This window comes from Caldalkalibacillus thermarum, assembly GCF_014644735.1.
Lineage (GTDB): Bacteria > Bacillota > Bacilli > Caldalkalibacillales > Caldalkalibacillaceae > Caldalkalibacillus > Caldalkalibacillus thermarum.
Genome location: NZ_BMKZ01000049.1, coordinates 1 through 19771 on the forward strand (window position 1 = coordinate 1; position 19771 = coordinate 19771).

The 19771-nt window shown below is 38.7% G+C and carries 18 protein-coding genes and 3 pseudogenes; 18 read left to right on the plus strand and 3 right to left on the minus strand.

All coding sequences use genetic code 11. From position 1 onward, the window contains the following. Positions 1 to 182: 182 nt before the first annotated feature. The 9 genes and pseudogenes from IEW48_RS14510 to pseH all read left to right on the plus strand — a co-directional run bounded on the left by IEW48_RS14510 (position 183) and on the right by pseH (position 7860). Positions 183 to 962, plus strand: coding sequence for a tyrosine-protein phosphatase (locus tag IEW48_RS14510; RefSeq protein WP_188624384.1), 780 nt, complete (start codon positions 183 to 185; stop codon positions 960 to 962). Positions 963 to 1259: 297 nt separating this feature from the next. Further along, complete coding sequence (galU, locus tag IEW48_RS14515) at positions 1260 to 2147, plus strand: UTP--glucose-1-phosphate uridylyltransferase GalU (RefSeq protein ID WP_188624385.1); 888 nt, start codon at positions 1260 to 1262, stop codon at positions 2145 to 2147. 2 nt (positions 2148 to 2149) lie between these two features. After that, a complete protein-coding gene (locus IEW48_RS14520; RefSeq protein WP_188624386.1) occupies positions 2150 to 2842 on the plus strand; it encodes a sugar transferase in 693 nt (230 codons plus the stop codon). Between the two features lie 45 nt (positions 2843 to 2887). Next, positions 2888 to 2965: pseudogene (locus IEW48_RS17675) on the plus strand (NAD(P)-binding protein); the annotation flags it as partial. A 257-nt stretch (positions 2966 to 3222) separates the two neighbouring features. Beyond that, positions 3223 to 4209, plus strand: coding sequence for a UDP-N-acetylglucosamine 4,6-dehydratase (inverting) (gene pseB / locus IEW48_RS14530; RefSeq protein ID WP_188624400.1), 987 nt, complete (start codon positions 3223 to 3225; stop codon positions 4207 to 4209). A gap of 29 nt (positions 4210 to 4238) precedes the next feature. After that, positions 4239 to 5426 (plus strand): UDP-4-amino-4,6-dideoxy-N-acetyl-beta-L-altrosamine transaminase, encoded by a 1188-nt coding sequence (gene pseC / locus IEW48_RS14535; protein ID WP_188624387.1) that lies wholly within the window; start codon positions 4239 to 4241, stop codon positions 5424 to 5426. Next, positions 5416 to 6186, plus strand: a complete 771-nt coding sequence (locus tag IEW48_RS14540) for a cytidylyltransferase domain-containing protein (RefSeq protein ID WP_188624388.1) — start codon at positions 5416 to 5418, stop codon at positions 6184 to 6186. Before pseC ends, IEW48_RS14540 begins: the two co-directional genes overlap by 11 nt. Before the next feature lie 7 nt (positions 6187 to 6193). Beyond that, positions 6194 to 7309, plus strand: coding sequence for a UDP-2,4-diacetamido-2,4,6-trideoxy-beta-L-altropyranose hydrolase (pseG, locus tag IEW48_RS14545; RefSeq protein ID WP_188624389.1), 1116 nt, complete (start codon positions 6194 to 6196; stop codon positions 7307 to 7309). After that, entirely contained in the window at positions 7306 to 7860 is a 555-nt protein-coding gene (gene pseH, locus IEW48_RS14550; protein WP_188624390.1) for a UDP-4-amino-4,6-dideoxy-N-acetyl-beta-L-altrosamine N-acetyltransferase, read from the plus strand. The genes pseG and pseH overlap by 4 nt, the downstream gene beginning before the upstream one ends. A gap of 70 nt (positions 7861 to 7930) precedes the next feature. On the opposite strand, the gene IEW48_RS14555 is transcribed toward pseH, so the two are convergent. After that, complete coding sequence (locus IEW48_RS14555) at positions 7931 to 8644, minus strand: IS4 family transposase (protein ID WP_188624391.1); 714 nt, start codon at positions 8642 to 8644, stop codon at positions 7931 to 7933. A gap of 209 nt (positions 8645 to 8853) precedes the next feature. Between IEW48_RS14555 and pseI the strand changes: the two genes are divergently transcribed. Genes pseI through IEW48_RS14570 form a run of 3 tightly spaced genes read left to right on the plus strand, consistent with a single transcriptional unit; the run spans position 8854 to position 12568 of the window. Beyond that, positions 8854 to 9909, plus strand: a complete 1056-nt coding sequence (gene pseI / locus IEW48_RS14560) for a pseudaminic acid synthase (RefSeq protein ID WP_188624392.1) — start codon at positions 8854 to 8856, stop codon at positions 9907 to 9909. Positions 9910 to 9926: 17 nt separating this feature from the next. Beyond that, positions 9927 to 11162: an oligosaccharide flippase family protein gene (locus IEW48_RS14565; protein WP_188624393.1), complete on the plus strand. Its 1236-nt coding sequence runs from the start codon at positions 9927 to 9929 to the stop codon at positions 11160 to 11162. Then, the gene (locus IEW48_RS14570) at positions 11159 to 12568 is read left to right on the plus strand and encodes a UDP-N-acetylglucosamine 2-epimerase (RefSeq protein WP_188624394.1); all 1410 of its coding nucleotides are present in this window, start codon (positions 11159 to 11161) and stop codon (positions 12566 to 12568) included. Before IEW48_RS14565 ends, IEW48_RS14570 begins: the two co-directional genes overlap by 4 nt. Positions 12569 to 12752: 184 nt before the next feature. On the opposite strand, the pseudogene IEW48_RS17780 reads toward IEW48_RS14570, so the two are convergent. Further along, a pseudogene (locus IEW48_RS17780) lies at positions 12753 to 12908 on the minus strand (IS256 family transposase); the annotation flags it as partial. A gap of 6 nt (positions 12909 to 12914) precedes the next feature. Continuing rightward, a pseudogene (locus IEW48_RS17680) lies at positions 12915 to 13019 on the minus strand (transposase); the annotation flags it as partial. A 132-nt stretch (positions 13020 to 13151) separates the two neighbouring features. On the opposite strand from IEW48_RS17680, the gene IEW48_RS14580 reads away from it, so the two are divergent. The 6 genes from IEW48_RS14580 (at position 13152) to IEW48_RS14610 (ending at position 19701) form a co-directional block, all read left to right on the plus strand. Next, positions 13152 to 14228, plus strand: coding sequence for a glycosyltransferase family 4 protein (locus tag IEW48_RS14580; RefSeq protein ID WP_229704067.1), 1077 nt, complete (start codon positions 13152 to 13154; stop codon positions 14226 to 14228). Continuing rightward, the gene (locus tag IEW48_RS14585; protein WP_188624395.1) at positions 14225 to 15367 is read left to right on the plus strand and encodes a glycosyltransferase family 4 protein; all 1143 of its coding nucleotides are present in this window, start codon (positions 14225 to 14227) and stop codon (positions 15365 to 15367) included. The genes IEW48_RS14580 and IEW48_RS14585 overlap by 4 nt, the downstream gene beginning before the upstream one ends. Further along, complete coding sequence (locus IEW48_RS14590) at positions 15364 to 16737, plus strand: sugar phosphate nucleotidyltransferase (RefSeq protein WP_188624396.1); 1374 nt, start codon at positions 15364 to 15366, stop codon at positions 16735 to 16737. Before IEW48_RS14585 ends, IEW48_RS14590 begins: the two co-directional genes overlap by 4 nt. A gap of 33 nt (positions 16738 to 16770) precedes the next feature. Continuing rightward, positions 16771 to 17760 (plus strand): UDP-glucose 4-epimerase GalE, encoded by a 990-nt coding sequence (gene galE / locus IEW48_RS14595; protein WP_188624397.1) that lies wholly within the window; start codon positions 16771 to 16773, stop codon positions 17758 to 17760. A 135-nt stretch (positions 17761 to 17895) separates the two neighbouring features. Further along, positions 17896 to 18876, plus strand: coding sequence for an LCP family protein (locus IEW48_RS14600; RefSeq protein WP_188624398.1), 981 nt, complete (start codon positions 17896 to 17898; stop codon positions 18874 to 18876). Between the two features lie 360 nt (positions 18877 to 19236). Next, positions 19237 to 19701, plus strand: a complete 465-nt coding sequence (locus IEW48_RS14610) for a hypothetical protein (protein WP_188624399.1) — start codon at positions 19237 to 19239, stop codon at positions 19699 to 19701. Positions 19702 to 19771 lie beyond the last annotated feature (70 nt).

Below are 19771 nucleotides of genomic sequence, written 5' to 3' on the forward strand. Positions count from 1 at the left end.
CGTTCATGAGAGGCTTTAATAATAAACCGCATCCTTTTCACCTGCCAGGTGGGAGAGTCTGATTATACTTATTCCCATTGTACCAAAGCAGGTGAGGGATTAATAGATGAATCCTCACGGATTCAGGGTCTTGTTTTAGTCATTCATTTTTTTCCAAGTGTCGATGACGATGGGGTGAGCGAATGATCGACCTGCACAGTCATATCTTACCCGGTGTTGATGACGGGGCCCAAAGCTTAACGGACAGCTTCGCCCTGGCCAAAGAAGCGGTCAATAACGGCATCACCACCCTGTTTGCCACCCCCCATCACTTAAATGGTGTGTATACCAATCATAAGCAAGATGTGTTGGATCTTGTCGATTATTTGCAAGCCGAGATTGACAAACAGGGCATTCCCTTAACGATTCTTCCTGGACAGGAAGTCCATATCTACGGGGAGATCGTCAAAGACTTGCAGTTGAACACCTTGCTAACTTACAATGATCAGCAAAAATATCTGCTGCTGGAATTGCCTTATGACCATGTTCCTGCCTTTGTTGACAGAGTGATTTACGAGATTCTCTTGCAGGGCATTATTCCGATTATTCCCCATCCTGAACGTAATCGGAAGATTCGGGAACATCCGGATCTTTTGTACAAGATGGTCAAGCAAGGAGCCATGTCCCAGATCACGGCAGCTAGCCTGGTCGGGAAGTTTGGCTTTGAGGTACAGAAGTTTTCTTTGCAATGCGTTGAGCATGGCTTGGCCCATGTGATTGCCTCAGACGCCCACCGGGCAGGAAAGCGTGGTTTTTACATGCAAGAAGCCTATCAGGAGCTGGATCGGCAATTTGGTTCCCAAGTGGTGTACGAGTTTAAACAGACGGCAGAGAGGATTGCAAAAGGACAGGAAGTCTATGTTGAGCCGCCCCAGCGGATTCAAAAGAAACGGTCCTGGTTCAGTTTTCTGAAACGGAGGTAAGGAGATCCATTAAGACGTATTAACCAGGCTAAGAGTCTGGTAAGAGCCTGGTATGAAGATAGATGGGTAATGCCTACTGTACCCTTATCACTGTAGGCACTCGGCCACGCTGTGGGTTGGATCCGGGCGGGTTCAACCTTAGGCGCAAGTCGCCAAGGGTGTGGTTAGGGGAGTATAATCCCTAAAAAGAGCCTTTAGTTATGTTGCTTGGTTAAGCAGTATAACTAAGGGCTTTTTAAACTTTTTGGCCTGCATAGCTATCCTTATAGGAAATACGATTGAGAGGGGCGGTTTATATTGAAAAAAGTACGTAAAGCCATTATACCGGCAGCCGGACTGGGGACCCGTTTCCTGCCTGCGACAAAAGCCATGCCTAAAGAAATGTTGCCCATTGTAGACAAGCCAACCATTCAATACATCGTTGAAGAAGCCGTAGCATCGGGCATTGAAGATATTATTATTGTCACCGGTAAAGGTAAACGGGCCATAGAGGATCACTTTGACCATGCCTTTGAGCTTGAGCAAAACCTGCTTAAAAAGCAAAAGTTTGATCTGTTAGAAGAAGTACATCACGCATCAAATTTGGTTGACATTCATTATATTCGTCAAAAAGAGCCAAAAGGTTTGGGTCATGCCGTATGGTGTGCAAGAAAATTTATTGGGGATGAACCGTTTGCTGTTCTATTAGGCGACGATATTGTTCAAGCGGAAACGCCTTGTTTAAAGCAGTTAATGGATGAATTTGAGAAAACACAATGCTCGATTATAGGTGTGCAAACTGTACCGGAGGATCAGACTCACCGTTATGGGATTGTGGAGTTTTCTTCGCAAAAAGGAAGGATGTATGAGGTTTACAATTTGGTGGAAAAGCCTCCAAAAGGTACGGCATCTTCTAACCTGGCGATTATGGGCAGATACATTTTAACCCCTGAGATTTTTACGTACTTAGATAAGCAGGAAATTGGTGCCGGCGGTGAAATCCAGCTTACAGATGCCATTCAAAAATTAAATCAGGTTCAAAAAGTGTATGCTTATAACTTTGAGGGCAAGCGATATGATGTGGGGGAGAAGTTGGGTTATATTCAGACTACAATTGAGATGGCTCTTCAGCATGAAGATTTAAAGTATGATTTATTGAACTTCTTAAATCATATTGTTAGATCTGAAATGGTTGAAAGGAGATAAAAATGCCTCAAAGTAAGTTAGATTATAATTTATCCCCGACAGAGCGATATAGTACAACGAGATTGGCACAACCGTCAATATTATTTTTAACGGTAAAAAGATCGATCGACATTATAGGCAGCATTGTGGGACTAATTGTTTTTTCGCCTCTATTTTTATTGTTAAAGATTGTATACATGTTCGGTGATAATAAGGGTCCGTTGCTTTTTAAACAGAAACGAGTGGGTAAAAATGGGGAATCGTTTTATATCTATAAGTTCCGGTCAATGATTGTGAATGCAGAAGAACGCCTTAGATCTGATCCCCAGTTATACCAAAAGTACATTGAGAATAACTATAAACTTGATCCCGAAGAAGATCCCAGGATTACAAAGGTTGGCAAATTTATAAGAAAGACAAGTATCGATGAAATTCCTCAGTTTATCAATGTATTAAAAGGAGAAATGAGTTTGGTTGGCCCGCGTCCTATAGTTGAAGAGGAATTGAAGGAGTATAAAGGAAGAAAAAGGGATGATTTTTTATCTGTTAAACCTGGAATTACTGGGTACTGGCAAGTAAGTGGGAGAAGTGAAGTGGGTTATCCAGAACGAGTAGATCTTGAGCTTTATTATGTGTATAATCAATCGTTGCTTTTTGATATAAAGATAATCCTTAAAACAGTTTTAATCGTTTTATTGAAGAGGGGGGCATATTAGAAACAGTAAGCGGTATAATTATTAGATTGTGGAGGTACTTCATTAATGTATGATTATCTTATTGTTGGAGCAGGTTTATTTGGCTCTGTGTTCGCATATGAAGCAACTAAGAGAGGAAGTAAGCGGAAGGAATGATTTGGGATTTAATGAAATGGTTGAGCTAGATTTGAAATATATTCAAGAGCGATCAATTTGGTATAAAATAAATGATCAGGGAATTTAATGAGTGAAAATAGATATTTACTTACTATTCACGAAGTTTATGATAATTAAAACTGGATATTAAAATCCTATTGAAAATGATATGGATGGTTCTAACAAAAAGAGGGTCTTATTAATTGTATATTTTGAAAACTAATAATGAAAGAGAGAGGTTAATTATGGAACTTACAAATAAAACAATATTAATAACTGGTGGAACCGGGTCTTTTGGAAAAAAATTCGTCTCGAAAATTCTTAACTACGACGTTAAAAAAGTGATTGTCTTCAGCAGGGATGAATTAAAACAATTTGAAATGGCACAAGAGTATAATGACCCTAGATTAAGGTTCTTTATTGGCGATGTCAGAGATAAAGATAGGTTATACCGTGCCTTTGACGGGGTAGATATTGTTGTTCATGCAGCGGCAATGAAACAGGTTCCAGCTTGTGAATATAACCCTTTTGAAGCTGTCAAAACCAATATTCATGGTGCCCAAAATATCATTGAAGCGGCTATTGACCGGGGTGTAAAACGGGTTATTGCCTTAAGTACAGATAAAGCTGCAGCACCAATCAATTTATACGGTGCCACGAAATTAGCCTCGGACAAGTTGTTTGTAGCAGGGAATTCTTATGTTGGGGATAAGGAAACAAGATTTGCTGTTGTTCGGTATGGTAATGTCGTGGGAAGTCGGGGAAGTGTTGTTCCGCTCTTCAAAAAAATGCGTCATACCGGTGTATTACCTATTACAGATAAGCGTATGACCCGATTCTGGATTACCCTTGATCAAGGTGTCCAGTTTGTCATCAACAGTCTTCAAAGAATGCGCGGAGGGGAAATCTTTGTGCCTAAGATTCCAAGCATGAGGGTGATCGATTTGGCCAAGGCTATCGCCCCCGAATGTCGTATCGAATATGTCGGCATCAGACCTGGTGAAAAACTACACGAAGTCATGATCACGGAAGATGATGCCCGCCGCACAATAGAATATGATAATTACTATGTGATTCAGCCGGAATTTCCTTGGTGGAGAAAAGAATATACCAACGGAGGAAGGCCATTACCAGATGGCTTTTCCTATAGCAGTGATAAGAACGATTGGTGGCTGTCTGTAGAAGAGTTAAAAGCGTTACTTGAAGACAAAGAAGTCCAGGCCGTAAAATAAAGGCTGCTTCACAGGAAAGGGATGTTTGAATGAAAAAATTAACCTCAGATACAACAAAAGAGAACAAGCGGTTTTTACCGTATGGCCGACAAAGCATTGATGAAGAAGATATTCAAGCGGTAATCGAAGTGCTAAAAGGAGATTATCTCACCACCGGTCCTACGCTGGCCGAGTTTGAAAAAGCCGTAGCAGACTATGTGGGTGCAGAATATGCTGTGGCTTTTTCTAATGGTACAGCAGCTCTGCATGCAGCCTGTTTTGCGGCTGGCATACAAAGCGGAGATGAAGTGATCACCTCTCCGATCACGTTCGCCGCCAGTGCCAACTGTATTCTCTATCAAGGTGGCAAACCGGTATTTGCAGATGTGGATGAGCGGACATACAATATTGACCCTGCTGAAATTGAGAAGAAAATTAATTCAAAAACAAAAGCCATTATCCCAGTTGATTTTACGGGCCAACCGGCTGAATTAGATACAATCCTGGAGTTTGCCCAAAGGCATAATCTCGTGGTGATTGAGGATGCTGCACATGCTTTAGGAGCAGAATACAACGGGAAAAAAATTGGTTCAATCAGTGATATGACCATGTTCAGCTTTCACCCCGTAAAGCCCATCACCACAGGTGAAGGCGGTGTCATTACCACCAATGATAAAGATTACTATGAGAAGCTGGTCCAATTCAGAACACACGGGATTACCAGGGACCGATCAAAGCTTAACGAGGATCATGGCCCGTGGTATTATGAGATGCAACTTTTGGGTTATAACTATCGCATGACAGATATTCAAGCAGCTCTGGGACTCAGTCAACTCAAGAAATTAGATCGCTTTATCACGCGTCGCCGGGAGATTGCAACAGCATATACGGAAGCGTTTGGTGACATACCTGAACTTGTGACACCTTATCAGAGTCCACTTAGTCAATCAGGTTGGCATTTATATGTCATCCGTCTAAAGCTAGAAAAGCTAAAGGGATCGCGTAAAGAAATTTTTGAAGCATTGCAAAGAGAGAAAATAGGGGTTAATGTGCATTATATACCAGTCTATTATCATCCCTATTATCAGAAGCTGGGTTATCAAAGAGGATTGTGTCCAATAGCTGAAAAAATCTATGAAGAAATTATTACACTGCCATTATTTCCGGCTATGACGGATTCAGATGTACAAGAGGTAATACGAGCTGTCAAAACAGTGGTGAAAAACTATGCAAAATAAAGGTCAAAGCCATCAAAATCCTAATGTTGTTGCTATTATTCAGGCACGGATGGGTTCTACCCGTTTGCCTGGTAAGGTATTAAAAAAAGTATTAGCTAAACCTCTCCTTGAATATCAAATTGAACGATTAAACCGTTGTAAACTGATTAATACCCTGGTGGTCGCAACCACAACAAAACAATCCGATAATCCCATTGTTGAATTATGTAACCAATTAGGCGTGAACGTTTTTCGCGGATCGGAAGAAGATGTGCTTCAACGTTACTATGATGCCGCCTGTAAATATAAAGCTGATGTAGTAGTTCGCTTAACAGCAGATTGTCCCTTGATTGATCCAGAGGTTGTTGATAAGGTTATCTCATGTTATCTAGAAAACCAAGAGCAATATGATTACGTATCTAATACATTGATACGAACTTATCCCCGAGGCCTTGATACGGAAGTTTTTTCTTTTCAGGCTTTAAAACAAGCGCATCAAGAAGCACATGATCCTCAATACCGGGAACATGTTACGTCATACCTGTATCTTCATCCGGAAAAGTTTCGTCTGTTTAATGTTTCTCATCCCATAGATTACAGCCACCACAGGTGGACGGTGGACACCGGCGAAGATTTTGAACTGATCCGCAGGATCATTGAGCACTTGTATCCACAAAACGCCATGTTTAAAATGAAGGAAACAATAACTTTATTGGAATATAAACCGGAATGGGCACTGATTAATGCCCACATTGAGCAAAAAAAAATCAATCAGGAATGAAGAACCTATGAATATTGCTATTAGGGTAGATGCCTCTTTAGAAATGGGGACTGGCCATGTCATGCGTTGTCTGACATTGGCTGAACTATTAAGAAACAAAGGAGCATCACTATATTTTATTTGTAGGCTTCTTAAGGGAAACCTAGTAGAAATCATTCAAGCAAAAGGCTTTAAAGTATACACACTTCCTAAGCCATCTCAACATCAAATTGTAAAGAAACTAAATAACCATTCTCATTGGCTAGGCGTTGATTGGAGAGTAGATGCTGATGAAACTCTCGAAGCTATACAAAAAAGTAAAAAGAAAATGGATATATTAATCAGCGACCATTATGCACTTCAGAAAGAATGGGAGCAATATTTAAGACCTATTGTTAAAAAGATTATGGTTATTGATGACTTGGCCGACAGGCCACATGACTGTGATTACTTACTAGACCAAAATTATTATCAAAATATGTTTATTCGATATAAAAATTTAATACCACCTCAATGTAAAGTTTTCCTTGGACCTAAATATGCTTTATTACGTAAAGAGTTTTTACAAGAAGCAAAACAGCTAAGAAAAAGAGATGGGAGCATTAAACGTATTTTGATTTTTTTTGGTGGCAGTGACTATCACAACATGACTGAAAAGGCACTTAGGGCTTTGTTGAAACTAAAGAAAAAAGATATCGTTATAGACATTGTAGTTGGACAAAATTATTTATATCACCAGAAGTTGAAAGAACTGTGTTTTAAATTTAAATTTATAAATTATCATAGACAAGTTAATAATATAGCTCAATTAATGAACATGGCAGATTTATGTATTGGAGCAGGAGGAATAACAACTTGGGAACGCTGTTATATGGGTCTCCCAACCATTCTTATATCGGTGGCGAAGAATCAAGAATTAATTGCTCAAAATTTATCCCAGGCTAAAGCGGTTATGTATTTAGGATCTTATTTGAATGTAACTCAAGAAAAAATTTTAAAAACAGTACTTTACCTAATTAAAAACCCACAGGAAGTCAAAGAACTGAGTAAACGATCTAAAGAGATAATTGGAAATGAAAGAAATGGTCTAGATATGTTATCAGATATACTATTAAATGAGAGGGAGATAGCGAAGAAAGAATGAAATGTAAGCTAAGACCATTAACCCCTAAAGAACTCCCATTAATTTTAAATTGGAGAAACTCAGAACGAGTTAGAAAAAATATGGTAAACGACCATATCATATCAATGCATGAGCATTTACAATGGTTTAGAAAAATACAGAACAAGGGTTCTGAATGTTACCTTGTCTTTTATATTAACGAAAAACCAATTGGATTAGTCTGTTTCAATAAAATTGATGATAATCACCGTCATTGTATGTGGGGGTTTTACGTTGGTGAAGATAACGCCCCTAAAGGTTCGGGACTGGCCATGGGCTATATGGGATTAAACTATGCCTTTGAACAAATTTATTTAAATAAAGTATATGGTGAGGTATTATCTTATAACCAGATCAGCAAAAATTTCCATATCAAACTTGGTTTTGCCAAAGAAGGTAAGTTTAAACAACACATAAGGAAAGGTAACAGGTATATAGATGTGTATAGATTTGGGTTATTAAGAAAAGAGTGGCGAAGCAAAAGAGCAATCATCCGCACAGAGTTAACTAAAAAAGGTTTCAATGTAAAATAATATCTGTTTGGGAACTTTGGATTTTTTTAAATGATATTTTTAAAGTAATATAAGCGATATGTTATTACACTCAACTTTCGCAGACAGAAACACCGAGTAAACCCTTGATATAATTGGGCAGACTCGACAAAAACTGATCGAAAAGCTCTTGAAACTTCTCTTCCGTAAGAACTAGGAATTCCCGTACCGCAGATTTAAATAGTTCGATCAAAAGCAACAATGCAGAAGCAAATTTGATGTCCTCCATTTCGTCACAACAAAGGGAAAAGAGCTCTCCCAATGTACGGGGATCCTGGCTTTCTCTCGATTCCACCGCCAAGAGTATGTACCGGGCAAAAACGATGCTGGTATGGGCAAACATCATGTCATAGGAACGGCCTTGAAATTCTTTGGCCAGCCGGAGATATGACTTGGTAATCTTGAAGAAAACTTCAATATCCCAACGTTTTCCGTAAATGCGGATGATCTCTTCATCAGGCAAATGGACATCCGTGGTCAGAAGGGCCAGCCAATTTCGGCGGCGGTTACGGTCCCGGACAAAGACAATCTTGGCAGGAATCTCTTCCCCTTGTTCATTGCAGCCTAATGTGACGATGATGGAAGCGAGAATTTTGGCTTTACCGCGTTTTTTGTGAACGGCTTTGTACAAGGCATTCAGGTTCCATTTTTGCCCGTTATACCCGTAGTACACCCTGGGCATTCCTTTCAACATACAAATCACATGGATCTTTTGCTCAAGCACTTTCATAATCGTGGAAGGGAAACTGAACCAACTATCGAACAAAACGTAAGGCCTCATCCGAGATCCATAAAATCCTTAGAGCACCTTGCAAGATGGCGAGGTGCTAATATTGGGGTTCATGCTGCGGAAGCCTTTATGATTGGGCGGCTAATCCGTTAAAAGGATATGTCTATATGACTCATGATCTAGAAAACTTAAATTGTATATACTAGATCACTAAAAAGTGCTTTTTTAAAGAGAGGGGATATAAAATGCAAGGAATTAATCTTGGTGGTAAACTGGTCGGGACAGGACATCCTCCTTTTATTATTGCTGAGATGTCAGGAAACCATAATCAATCATTAGAGCGGGCCCTGGAAATTGTTGAAGCAGCAGCAAAGGCGGGGGCACATGCCTTAAAATTACAGACCTATACTGCTGATACCATGACTTTAAACCTAGAGCATGGGGACTTTTATATTGACGACCCTAATAGTTTATGGAAAGGACAATCATTGTATAAACTCTATCAACAAGCCTATACCCCATGGGAATGGCATAAGCCTATCTTTGACCGTTGTAGAGAGTTAGGGCTAATCCCTTTTAGTACGCCCTTTGATGAAAGTGCAGTGGACTTTCTTGAAGAGCTTGACGTTCCCTTTTACAAAATCGCCTCGTTTGAAAATAATGATATTCCCTTGATTAAAAAAGTGGCTGCAACTGGTAAACCCATGATTATTTCAACAGGCATGGCCACAGTAGCTGAACTTGATGAAACAGTGAGAACAGCCAGAGAAGCTGGTTGTAAGGACATTATATTATTAAAGTGTACAAGCACTTATCCCGCTTCACCGGAAAACAGTAATATAATAACAATCCCCCATATGCGTCAACTCTTTAATTGTGAGGTGGGATTGTCTGACCATACTCTGGGAGTTGGGGTAGCCGTTGCCAGTGTGGCTTTAGGGGCAACTGTAATAGAGAAACATTTTACGTTGTCAAGAGCCGATGGAGGAGTCGATGCAGAATTCTCCCTCGAACCACATGAGATGAAGATGTTAGTAGAGGAGACAAAGCGGGCATGGGAGGCTTTGGGAAGAGTAAAATATGGTCCAACAAAACAAGAACAGGCATCTATGAAATTTAGACGCTCACTCTATGTAGCCCAAGATATGAAAGCTGGAGAAGTGTTTACAAAAGAAAACTTAAGAGTTATCAGACCAGGCTATGGATTACCACCTAAATATTATGATCAATTACTGGGCAAGAGGGTTAAAAAAGATGTTAAAAAAGGGACTCCTGTTGGATGGGATTTAATAGGAGGATAGTGAGCGGATCATAAAAGATGATAAAGAAAAGCTTCGTCAACATTAGCCTGCGTGGGGTAACACTGGTTAGCAAGTTTTTATTACTTTTTTATATGGCTAAAGTGTTAACTCCGGCAGAGCTGGGAGAGTACGGTTTAATAACTGTTACAATTACTTTTGCAATCTATTTATTAGGAATGGATTTTTATATTTATAACACTCGGGAAATATTATCAAAGGATCCAAAAGAGTGTATACCCTTGATAAGGGATCAAATCGTTTTTCACGGTATTGTATATGCGGTAGTTATGCCGTTATTATTAATCGTTTTTTTACTAAACATTATACCGTGGGAATATATTGTTCTATTTTACTTAATACTAACAGTAGAGCATTTGTCACAAGAAGCATATAGGTTATTAATTACGTTATCTAAGCCAACATATGCTAATGTTGTACTATTTCTGAGGAGTGGGGCATGGGCTTATAGCATTATCGTTTTAGCCTTTGTTAATAAGGATATAATGGGAATTAAATCATTATTATTTGCTTGGTTATTAGGAGGGATTAGTAGCTTATTTGTGTTCCTTATTGTTCTCAAGAAAGAAATTAAGTTTGAGTGGGGACCGGTTATAAAAAAAGAAATAGACTGGAAATGGATTAAAAAAGGTTTTGTTACTTCGTTACCGTTTTTTTTTGCATCTATTACTCTAAAAGGAGTAGAGTTTGCAGACCGATATTTTTTAAAAATATTTCATGGCAATGAGGCAGTAGGAATTTACACATTTTATATGAGTATTGCAAATGTGCTCCAAGTTTTTGTTTTCACGGGAATTATATCGATACTGTACCCTAATATTATCAAGGCTTATCAAGATGGTGAATATGCTAAGTATCAGCGTTTAATGAAAAAAATGGGTTTTACATCAATACTCAGCTCCATCGGGCTTATTATAGTTTTGCTGATAGTTATCTATCCTATATTGTTATTTGTTGATAATGCGATTTATAACAATTATATTTGGTTATTTGTGTTTTTGTTAATTGGTATAACGTTAAATGTAGCAAGTCAGATTCCACATTATGCATTGTATGTAAGACGAGAGGACAAAGCCATCTTGCTTAGTACTATAATAGCATTTTTAGCAGTCATTATTTTTAACTTTATTTTGGTACCAACATTTGAAGTTTATGGAGCAGGGATTAGTACAATAATAGGAATGTTAATGTTAATGTTTATGAAACTTTGGTTTGTAAGGAGAAGACAACGATGAACATTGGTTTTATTGTAAGCAATAATAAAACAATTTTTTTCTATCAAGTTGCTAAAAAACTAGAATCATACGGTTATAAGACATGGTGGTTATCACCAAATAAATATTGGGCTAAATGGTTACAAGATCATGGAGTTCCAAAGGAAAGAATACTCGATATTACGGATTTTGGACAAGAATGGGAATCAAAATATAAACTAGGTTTAAACGAGAGAGATAGCCACGATTTACATGAGCTCGAAAAAGATTATACATTAAATATTAACAATTTGATTTTAATGGATAGATTATTGTCTAGAAAAGAATATGAATATGCTTTATCTTATTTGTTAGTTTGTAATAAATACATAGAAAAGTTTCTATTGGAAAATAACATACAAGTGGTATTTTATGAAGCAACTTGGGCCATTGAATTGTTAACAGTAATGATTTGTAATAAAATTGGAATAATTGCTTGCTCACCACATACAGTTAGAATTCCAGATGGAAGATTTGCTTTTTTTGATGGGTACTTGCAATCAGAAATTATCCATATTAGAAATCCAGATGATAAAGATAGGGTCCAAGCAAAAAAATACTATAAGGAATTCCTAAACAAAAAACCAAAACCAAAATATTGGTATTTAAATAATAAAACTCCTTCTCTAAAATTTAGCTGGTTTATAAAACTTTATAAACATATTATTCTGAGTTTAAAGGGACAAAATAAATTTGATGAGACATATTTTGGTATTAAATGGTTAATTAAAAATAGAATACGAGAAGTTAAAAATGCCTGGTTACTTAAAGTTAAGAACCCATTTGAACAACCCAACTTAGATGAACCTTATATTCTTTTTACACTACATAAACAGCCTGAAGCCTCAGTGGATGTCTTGGGCTCATATTATTCTAATCAAATAGAAACTATAAAACTAATATCAAGAATTACGCCAGTTACTCATAAAGTTTATGTAAAAGAGCATAGTAACGCCATTGGAGACAGATCAATATCTTATTATAATGAAATTAAAAGAATACCAGGTGTTAAACTTATTCATCCCAGCCTAGATAGTCATGATCTAATTAGGAATGCTGATCTGGTTATCACCATATCGGGCACAGTGGCATACGAAGCTTCGTTATACGGTGTTCCGGCAGTCACCTTATCTTCAATGTTTTATAAGGATATATTAACAGTTAATCAAGCTGAGATCCAAAAATTAAATATAACTGATATTATTGAGAACAAGGGACAAAGATTAAAAATTGGAGATAATATAATTAATTTCCTAGCTTATATTTATGCAAATTCTTTTGAAGGTATAATTAGTGATCCGGTTTCAGATCCAAGTTGTATTTCGGAAGAAAATATAAGTAAGACAGTAAAAGGATTTAGGTCTTTATTAGATAAATTAACCTATTGATCGGTATCGTCAAGAATTTTGTGTAAGCCCGTAGGGCACCTCTGGAATCGTGACTATATTTAGACCTTCATCATCCTTAATTACTAATGAAAAAAGCATCAGAATGTTCTGTCAAGTGCGAAGTATATACGAGCCCCTTGACAGGTTCTTCGAACTTTTTAAAATGGGATAAGGATGATGAAGCTTATATCTCATAGCGTTCTTTAAACATAGCTTGCAATTGTTGATAGGCACTAGCAAATCCACGTCATTTTCTTTCTGACCATTTGTGATTGATATCCTGTACAATAAGGTACACGATTTTTTCGGCTGCTTTGACATCTGGAAGACTGTTCATGGGTCATTGATACAAGTCTTCAAGCATGTCACGCCAGCCGAGTGCATTTTCTGCACCACCAACATAAAAGCCAAGGATTTCACGATACCCATCTTCAGTAACACCAACGGCGATGGAATCTGGACAATTCCGAGGATACCCTACCTATTTTTATTTTTTCAAGTGCTTACACAAAATATTGTACGTCATCTACAAGAATGTATTTATATCAAAATTCAAATAAATAGTATTAGGTGGTTTAAATATATGAATATATGTATTGATATGAGGATGATTGAAAGTTCTGGTATAGGTACATATCTTTATAATTTAGTCTTAAGACTAATAAGGGATACTGACTACAATTATTATCTATTAGGAAGTAGGAGATCATTAAATAAAATAATAGTTCAAAATAAAAGCATTAATTTCGTTGAATTTGATGAAAAAATATATTCTTTAAAAGAACAAATATATTTTACTAACCACTTGTCTGATATTGATTTGTTTTGGTCACCACATTACAATATCCCGATCTTTTATAAAGGTAAACTATTAGTCACAGTCCATGATGTTTTTCATTTAGCCATGCCTAAATTTGTTAACGGCTTTCACAAAAAGTTATACGCCAAGTTCATGTTTAGTCAAATTAGAAAAAAAGCCGATGCTATATTAACTGTATCCGAGTTTTCAAAAAAAGAGTTGAACAGGTGGACCAAGATTGAATCAAGTAAGGTTTATGTGACCCATAACGGGGTAGATGAATCATGGTTTAATGTATCGAGAACACAAAAGGTTCACGACAAGCCCTATTTTCTTTTTGTGGGGAATGTGAAGCCGCATAAAAACCTAATAAGGCTTTTAAAGGCTTTTGAATCAATTAAGGATGAAATACCACATGATCTTATTATTATTGGGAAAAAAGAGGGGTTTATAACTGGAGATGCTAAAGTAGCTGAACAGGCCAAGTTATTGGATAATCGTGTTCATTTTACTGGATACATCGAGGATGACCTTCTAAAAAAATATATGGCAAATGCAGAATCTTTGGTTTTTCCCTCCTTATATGAAGGATTTGGTCTGCCGCCCCTTGAAGCAATGGCTTGTGGCACACCAGTCATTGTATCAAATGTAGCTTCATTACCTGAAGTATGTGGGGATGCTGCTCTGTATTGCAATCCACATAACGTTGAAGATATAGCAGATAAAATGAAATTGTTAATTGAGAACCCATCATTAAGGGAGAGTTTACGGAAGAAAGGATTAGAAAGGGCAAGAATGTTTAGTTGGGAAAAATGTGCGCGCGAGACGTTAGCGGTTATTGAGGAGGTTCTATCAAATTGAAAGTGGCCATTGTCCATGACTGGCTAGTTACGTACGCTGGTGCAGAAAAGGTTCTGGAACAAATCTTAAAGATATATCCGGATGCAGACTTGTTTAGTACCGTTGACTTTCTTGAAGAAGGTCAACGGGATTTTATTTTAGATAGGAAAGTACAAACTTCGTTTATTCAACGACTGCCTTTTGCCAAAACAAAATACCGCCACTATCTTCCTTTAATGCCTCTGGCAGTTGAACAACTTGACTTATCAGACTACAATATTGTTATTTCAAGCTCCCATGCCGTCGCAAAAGGAGTAATAACAGGTCCAGACCAATTACATATTTCCTATGTACATTCCCCAATCCGTTATGCTTGGGATTTACAGCATCAGTATCTACGAGAAGCTGGTTTAGACAGAGGAATTAAGGGGTTATTAGCAAAGTATATCCTGCATAAAATTCGCCAATGGGATTATAGAACAGCCAATGGCGTGGACTTTTTCCTTGCCAACTCACAGTTTATTGCCCGTCGAATATGGAAAGTTTATCGCCGGGGCGCAACAGTGATCTATCCTCCTGTTGATGTCTCGGCTTTTTCTTTTCATGAAAAAAAAGAGGACTTTTACTTAACGGCATCAAGAATGGTGCCTTACAAGAAAATGGATTTAATTGTTGAGGCCTTTGGAGAGATGCCGGATAAAAAACTAGTTGTTATTGGAGACGGTCCTGATTATGAAAAGATTAAGTCAAAAGCAAAGGATAATGTTCAACTGTTAGGTTATCAGCCATTTGAAGTTTTATTACATTATATGCAAAGAGCAAGAGCATTTGTTTTTGCAGCGGAAGAGGACTTTGGGATAACACCTGTTGAGGCGCAGGCGTGTGGAACACCAGTTATCGCTTACGGTAAAGGAGGCGTCTTAGAAACACTACGGGGGCTAGATGCTGAAAAACCGACAGGTGTTTTTTTTAATAAACAAACAATTGCATCAATAATAGATGCAATTAACACATTTGAGGCAAATGAAGACCAAATCAAATATCAACATTGCAGAGAGAACAGTTTAAGATTTTCCCCGGATCGGTTTAGGCAAGAGTTTAGCGATTTCGTAAATAAAAAGGTGGAAGCATTCAAAGAGACAGGAGGAATAATTATATGAACGTTGTTTTGTTATCAGGGGGTTCCGGCAAACGTCTTTGGCCACTTTCTAATGATTCTAGGTCGAAACAGTTCTTAAAAGTATTAGATAATGGCAAAGGTGAACTTAGCTCAATGGTCCAGCGAGTGTGGAGGCAGCTAAAGGCAGTTGGCTTAACGCAATCAGCTGTGATTGCCACCAGTAAAGCTCAAGTTGATATGATACATAGTCAGATTGGTCAAGAGGTCCCGCTTATTGTTGAACCAGAACGCCGAGATACATTTCCTGCAATCGCTTTATCTGCCATATATCTTTATTCAGTGCTAGGGGTATCTTTACAAGACACTGTGGTTGTTCTTCCTGTTGATCCGTACGTGGAGGATACTTTTTTTGAAAAGGTAAAAGAATTAGAGACTATAGTTCAGTCCACAAATGCTGAGCTGGCACTGATAGGTGTACAACCTACCTTTCCATCCGAGAAGTACGGATATATTGTACCTAAAGGGAAAACCAACAATGGTAAGTATGTTGCAATCAGCCACTTTAAAGAGAAACCTAAACAAGAAGAAGCACAGAAACTAATTGAACAGGGTGCCCTTTGGAATTGCGGTGTGTTTTCTTTTAAATTGGATTATATCATTTCAATGTTGGTCGAACGGGGTTACCCGATCCAGTATGATGAGCTGCTAAATCAATATGATCGTTTGCCTAAGATCAGCTTTGATTATGAAGTGGTAGAAAAAGCACAAAATATTGTGGCCTTACCATACGATGGATACTGGAAAGATCTCGGCACGTGGAATACGCTAACAGAAGAAATGGCAACAAACGTCATTGGAAAAGGGATTATTTCAGAAGACAGCACTAATACCCATTTAATTAATGAATTAGATATCCCTGTAGCTGTAATAGGTATGAAAAATACAGTTGTTGCGGTCAGTCCAGACGGAATTCTCGTTACCGAAAAAGAGGCGAGTCCCAGAGTTAAACAGCTGGTTGAGCCCTTGAACAATCGTCCTATGTATGAGGAGCGACGCTGGGGATGGTACCGTGTTCTGGACTATACGAAGTTTCCTGATGGAAATGAAGTTCTTACCAAACGAATTGGTGTAAAAGCTGGGAAAAATTTAAGCTATCAATACCATCATAAGCGAAGTGAAGTATGGACCATCATTAGAGGAGAGGGGGAATTTGCGCTTGATGGCCAAATCCGCCGTGTTCAAACTGGTGACGTGCTTGAAATTCCGGTCGGAGCCAAGCATGCCATAAAAGCTAAAACAGACTTAGAGTTTATAGAGGTTCAATCAGGAAGCGAATTAATCGAAGAAGATATTGTACGGTTATTAATGACATGGGAGGAAATAGAACAGCATTGTTATCAGATAAAGTAGTAGTTTAAGTAAGTTGTTGGAGGATAAAACCATATGATTCTTATCATTGGCGGAGCAGGATATATCGGCAGTCACGCCGTTAAAGCATGTATAGACAAAGGATATGACGTTGTGGTGTTGGATAATTTATCAACCGGCCATGACCAAGCCGTTGATCCGCGAGCAATTTTTGTGAAGGGAAACCTGGGTGACGAAAGTTTACTGAAGAAGATTTTTTTACAACACAAGATACAAGCTGTGATGCATTTTGCGGCCCACAGTTTGGTTGGAGAATCGGTACAAGAGCCTCTTAAATATTACGACAATAATGTATCGGCAACTGTGACATTGATTAAAGAAATGTTAAGGCATAATGTCAAACGGTTTATCTTCTCATCAACTGCGGCAACTTACGGCATTCCTGATGCAGAACTTATAGATGAAACTTGCCCTACCAATCCGATTAACCCTTATGGCAGATCAAAGTTAATGGTAGAGCAGATGTTGGACGATGCAGCCAAGGCGTATGGGTTATCTTATGTCAGTTTGCGCTACTTTAATGCAGCCGGTGCTGATGAATCTGGGAAAATTGGCGAGGACCACGATCCCGAAACCCATTTGATTCCTCTCGTCTTACAGCATCTGTTGGGAAAAAGGGAGAGTATTTCTGTCTTTGGAACAGATTATGACACGCCGGACGGCACCTGCATTCGGGATTATATCCATGTCACTGATTTAGCCGACGCCCATGTGCTTGCCCTGCAGCAATTATTAGAGGAGGATCAGGTTGCCGAAGTATATAATCTTGGCAATGGTGCAGGTTACTCAGTAAAAGAAGTGATTGAGACATGTGAAAAGGTAACCGGTTTAAAGGCCAACGTTGTCATAGCTGATCGTCGCCCTGGAGATCCCCCCAGACTTGTTGCTTCCTCCGAGAAGATTCACAACCGATTAGGCTGGAAGCCAAAATATGATTTAGAAGCCATTATTCAGACGGCTTGGCATTGGCATAAACAACACCCTAATGGTTATGACAAGGAATAATCTCAAGAAGGTGAACAGCGTCTGCAGCAACTGATGGATGATGTAATGGGGCGTGGCCAATCAGTGCTCACTGTTAAAAACCATTGATTGGGATATAGATAAACTCAGGTGTGTATAAGGGGATAGAGGATTGCCATGAAACGGATAAGGGAATGGAAAACCAGCACCAAGTGGCTCGTGGGCACAGTAACTGCTCTATTGTTAGTGGTAGTGAGCGTTCTAGGATATGGGGGTTGGAAACTGTATCAGGCATCGGAGCAGATATATGAACCAGTGGAGCGTCTCCCCTCTGAGGCTCGCCCTGAAGGGGTTCAGGATCATGAAGATTCAGAGTTAGAGACGCGGGATCTGCTTGTCAAATCTTTTCTTATTCTTGGTATAGATAAACGTGAGGGAACAACAGACCGGGGACGGACAGATGCTATTATCTTGGCCATCCTTAATGAACAAGATCAGAAGATTACGATGCTCTCCATCCCCAGAGATTCCTATGTGGAAATAGCGGGTAAAGGATACAAGGATAAAATCAACCATGCCTTTCAGTACGGCTTACCCACCACCATCGCCACAGTGGAGAATTTAACCGGCATTCCCGTCGATCATTATATTTTGTTTAATTTTAACAGTTTTAAGAAGGCGGTCGATGCTATCGGCGGGATTGTCATTGACGTGGATGAAAGCATTGCCAGATATGCTTACCGTCAATTTGGGAGTAGTGTTCAGTTTAACCCCGGAGAGCAACGCTTAAGCGGAGAGGAAGCCTTGTATTTCGCACGTTTCCGTTATGATGCCCAAGGCGATTTTGGCCGCAATGACCGGCAGCAACAGGTGATCAAAGCCTTTTTGGACCAAACGAAAGACGTGCGCTCACCAGCGAAAATTGAGCAGTTGCTGGATATTGTAGGGGAAGATGTGCGTACCGATCTAACCTTTAAAGATATGGTGACTTTGGCCAAAGTGCTTAATGGCTTCTCCAGCGAAGATGTGGAGCAAGTGAAATATCAAACCCATTCTAAGCGGATGGGTCCTCAGAACTTGTGGTATGAGCTCATTTCCGAAGAGGAACGGCAACGGGTGAGTAACAAGTTGAAGGAAGTGTATAATTCCTCGCTGTAAGGGTCAAGCGCTTTTGGCTTGAGGCTTGAAGCGACATCATCTAAGCTGAGGCGAAGTGAAGAAGGGAATGATCTTGTTGAAAACAGCCACATTCGAGCTTAACTCTTAACCTAAATCGTTCTCTGTTCCGGTAGCCATAAGCCCTTCTTTTAAGGTTCTTAAGTTTCCACCTGAATCACAACCTTATTTTCCGTGATTTCTTGTTTTAAAACCGTAAACTCTGGCAATCCTAGTGGTAAATGGATATCTGTTTTCACTCGCTATTTCCTCCAATCGTTTTGTTTTTACCTATGACAAGGATTGCCAGGAAATAGCGAGTTTTTTCATGTCATCTTACACTACTTCTCACAAAAAATGACCATGAATCTTAATTTATCATCAGATTCAGTAGAAGATGTTATTCTTGAAGGTGTTGTTTCAGAAAACAATAATACATCTTTAACTGGTGGAGTTTCTGAAATTTATATCGGTAATAACGCTAAACGCATCAAAGTTTTAGAGCCTTATATCGTAACCGATAACACAGCTACTCACGGAATTACGGTTGAAGGTTCAGCAACAGATTGTAATGTAGAAGGTGGATATGCTACAGGATTCAGTGGTTCTCGTTATGCTTATAGAAGTCACGCTTCGCCTGACAACAACAATTTGTTTAAAGATAATAGCGGAGATAATGTAGGGTTTGCTGAAAAACAAAAAATTGTTGATATGAAAGGGAAAAGACGTATTTTTGGCGAAATTAAGTGCAAGGTATTTTCAAAAAACACCACAAAAACCTTGCACTTGGAGGTATTGCTGTGTATCGCCATAACCAGGATCAGCTGATCATGCCGCATGAATTCTTCCTGCCTTTTGGTGGTCAACTGGACCCCAACAACCGTTGGGTATTACTCGC

Excerpts from the sequence above, each read along its gene's own strand:
- IEW48_RS14520 (WP_188624386.1), top strand. The coding sequence starts at position 2,150 with ATGCCTCAAAGTAAGTTAGATTATAATTTATCCCCGACAGAGCGATAT.
- pseB (WP_188624400.1), top strand. The coding sequence starts at position 3,223 with ATGGAACTTACAAATAAAACAATATTAATAACTGGTGGAACCGGGTCT.
- IEW48_RS14570 (WP_188624394.1), top strand. The coding sequence starts at position 11,159 with ATGAACATTGGTTTTATTGTAAGCAATAATAAAACAATTTTTTTCTAT.
- IEW48_RS14580 (WP_229704067.1), top strand. The coding sequence starts at position 13,152 with ATGAATATATGTATTGATATGAGGATGATTGAAAGTTCTGGTATAGGT.
- IEW48_RS14565 (WP_188624393.1), top strand. The coding sequence starts at position 9,927 with ATGATAAAGAAAAGCTTCGTCAACATTAGCCTGCGTGGGGTAACACTG.
- pseC (WP_188624387.1), top strand. The coding sequence starts at position 4,239 with ATGAAAAAATTAACCTCAGATACAACAAAAGAGAACAAGCGGTTTTTA.
- IEW48_RS14610 (WP_188624399.1), top strand. The coding sequence starts at position 19,237 with ATGAATCTTAATTTATCATCAGATTCAGTAGAAGATGTTATTCTTGAA.
- pseI (WP_188624392.1), top strand. The coding sequence starts at position 8,854 with ATGCAAGGAATTAATCTTGGTGGTAAACTGGTCGGGACAGGACATCCT.
- IEW48_RS14600 (WP_188624398.1), top strand. The coding sequence starts at position 17,896 with ATGAAACGGATAAGGGAATGGAAAACCAGCACCAAGTGGCTCGTGGGC.
- IEW48_RS14540 (WP_188624388.1), top strand. The coding sequence starts at position 5,416 with ATGCAAAATAAAGGTCAAAGCCATCAAAATCCTAATGTTGTTGCTATT.
- pseG (WP_188624389.1), top strand. The coding sequence starts at position 6,194 with ATGAATATTGCTATTAGGGTAGATGCCTCTTTAGAAATGGGGACTGGC.
- galE (WP_188624397.1), top strand. The coding sequence starts at position 16,771 with ATGATTCTTATCATTGGCGGAGCAGGATATATCGGCAGTCACGCCGTT.
- IEW48_RS14510 (WP_188624384.1), top strand. The coding sequence starts at position 183 with ATGATCGACCTGCACAGTCATATCTTACCCGGTGTTGATGACGGGGCC.
- IEW48_RS14590 (WP_188624396.1), top strand. The coding sequence starts at position 15,364 with ATGAACGTTGTTTTGTTATCAGGGGGTTCCGGCAAACGTCTTTGGCCA.
- pseH (WP_188624390.1), top strand. The coding sequence starts at position 7,306 with ATGAAATGTAAGCTAAGACCATTAACCCCTAAAGAACTCCCATTAATT.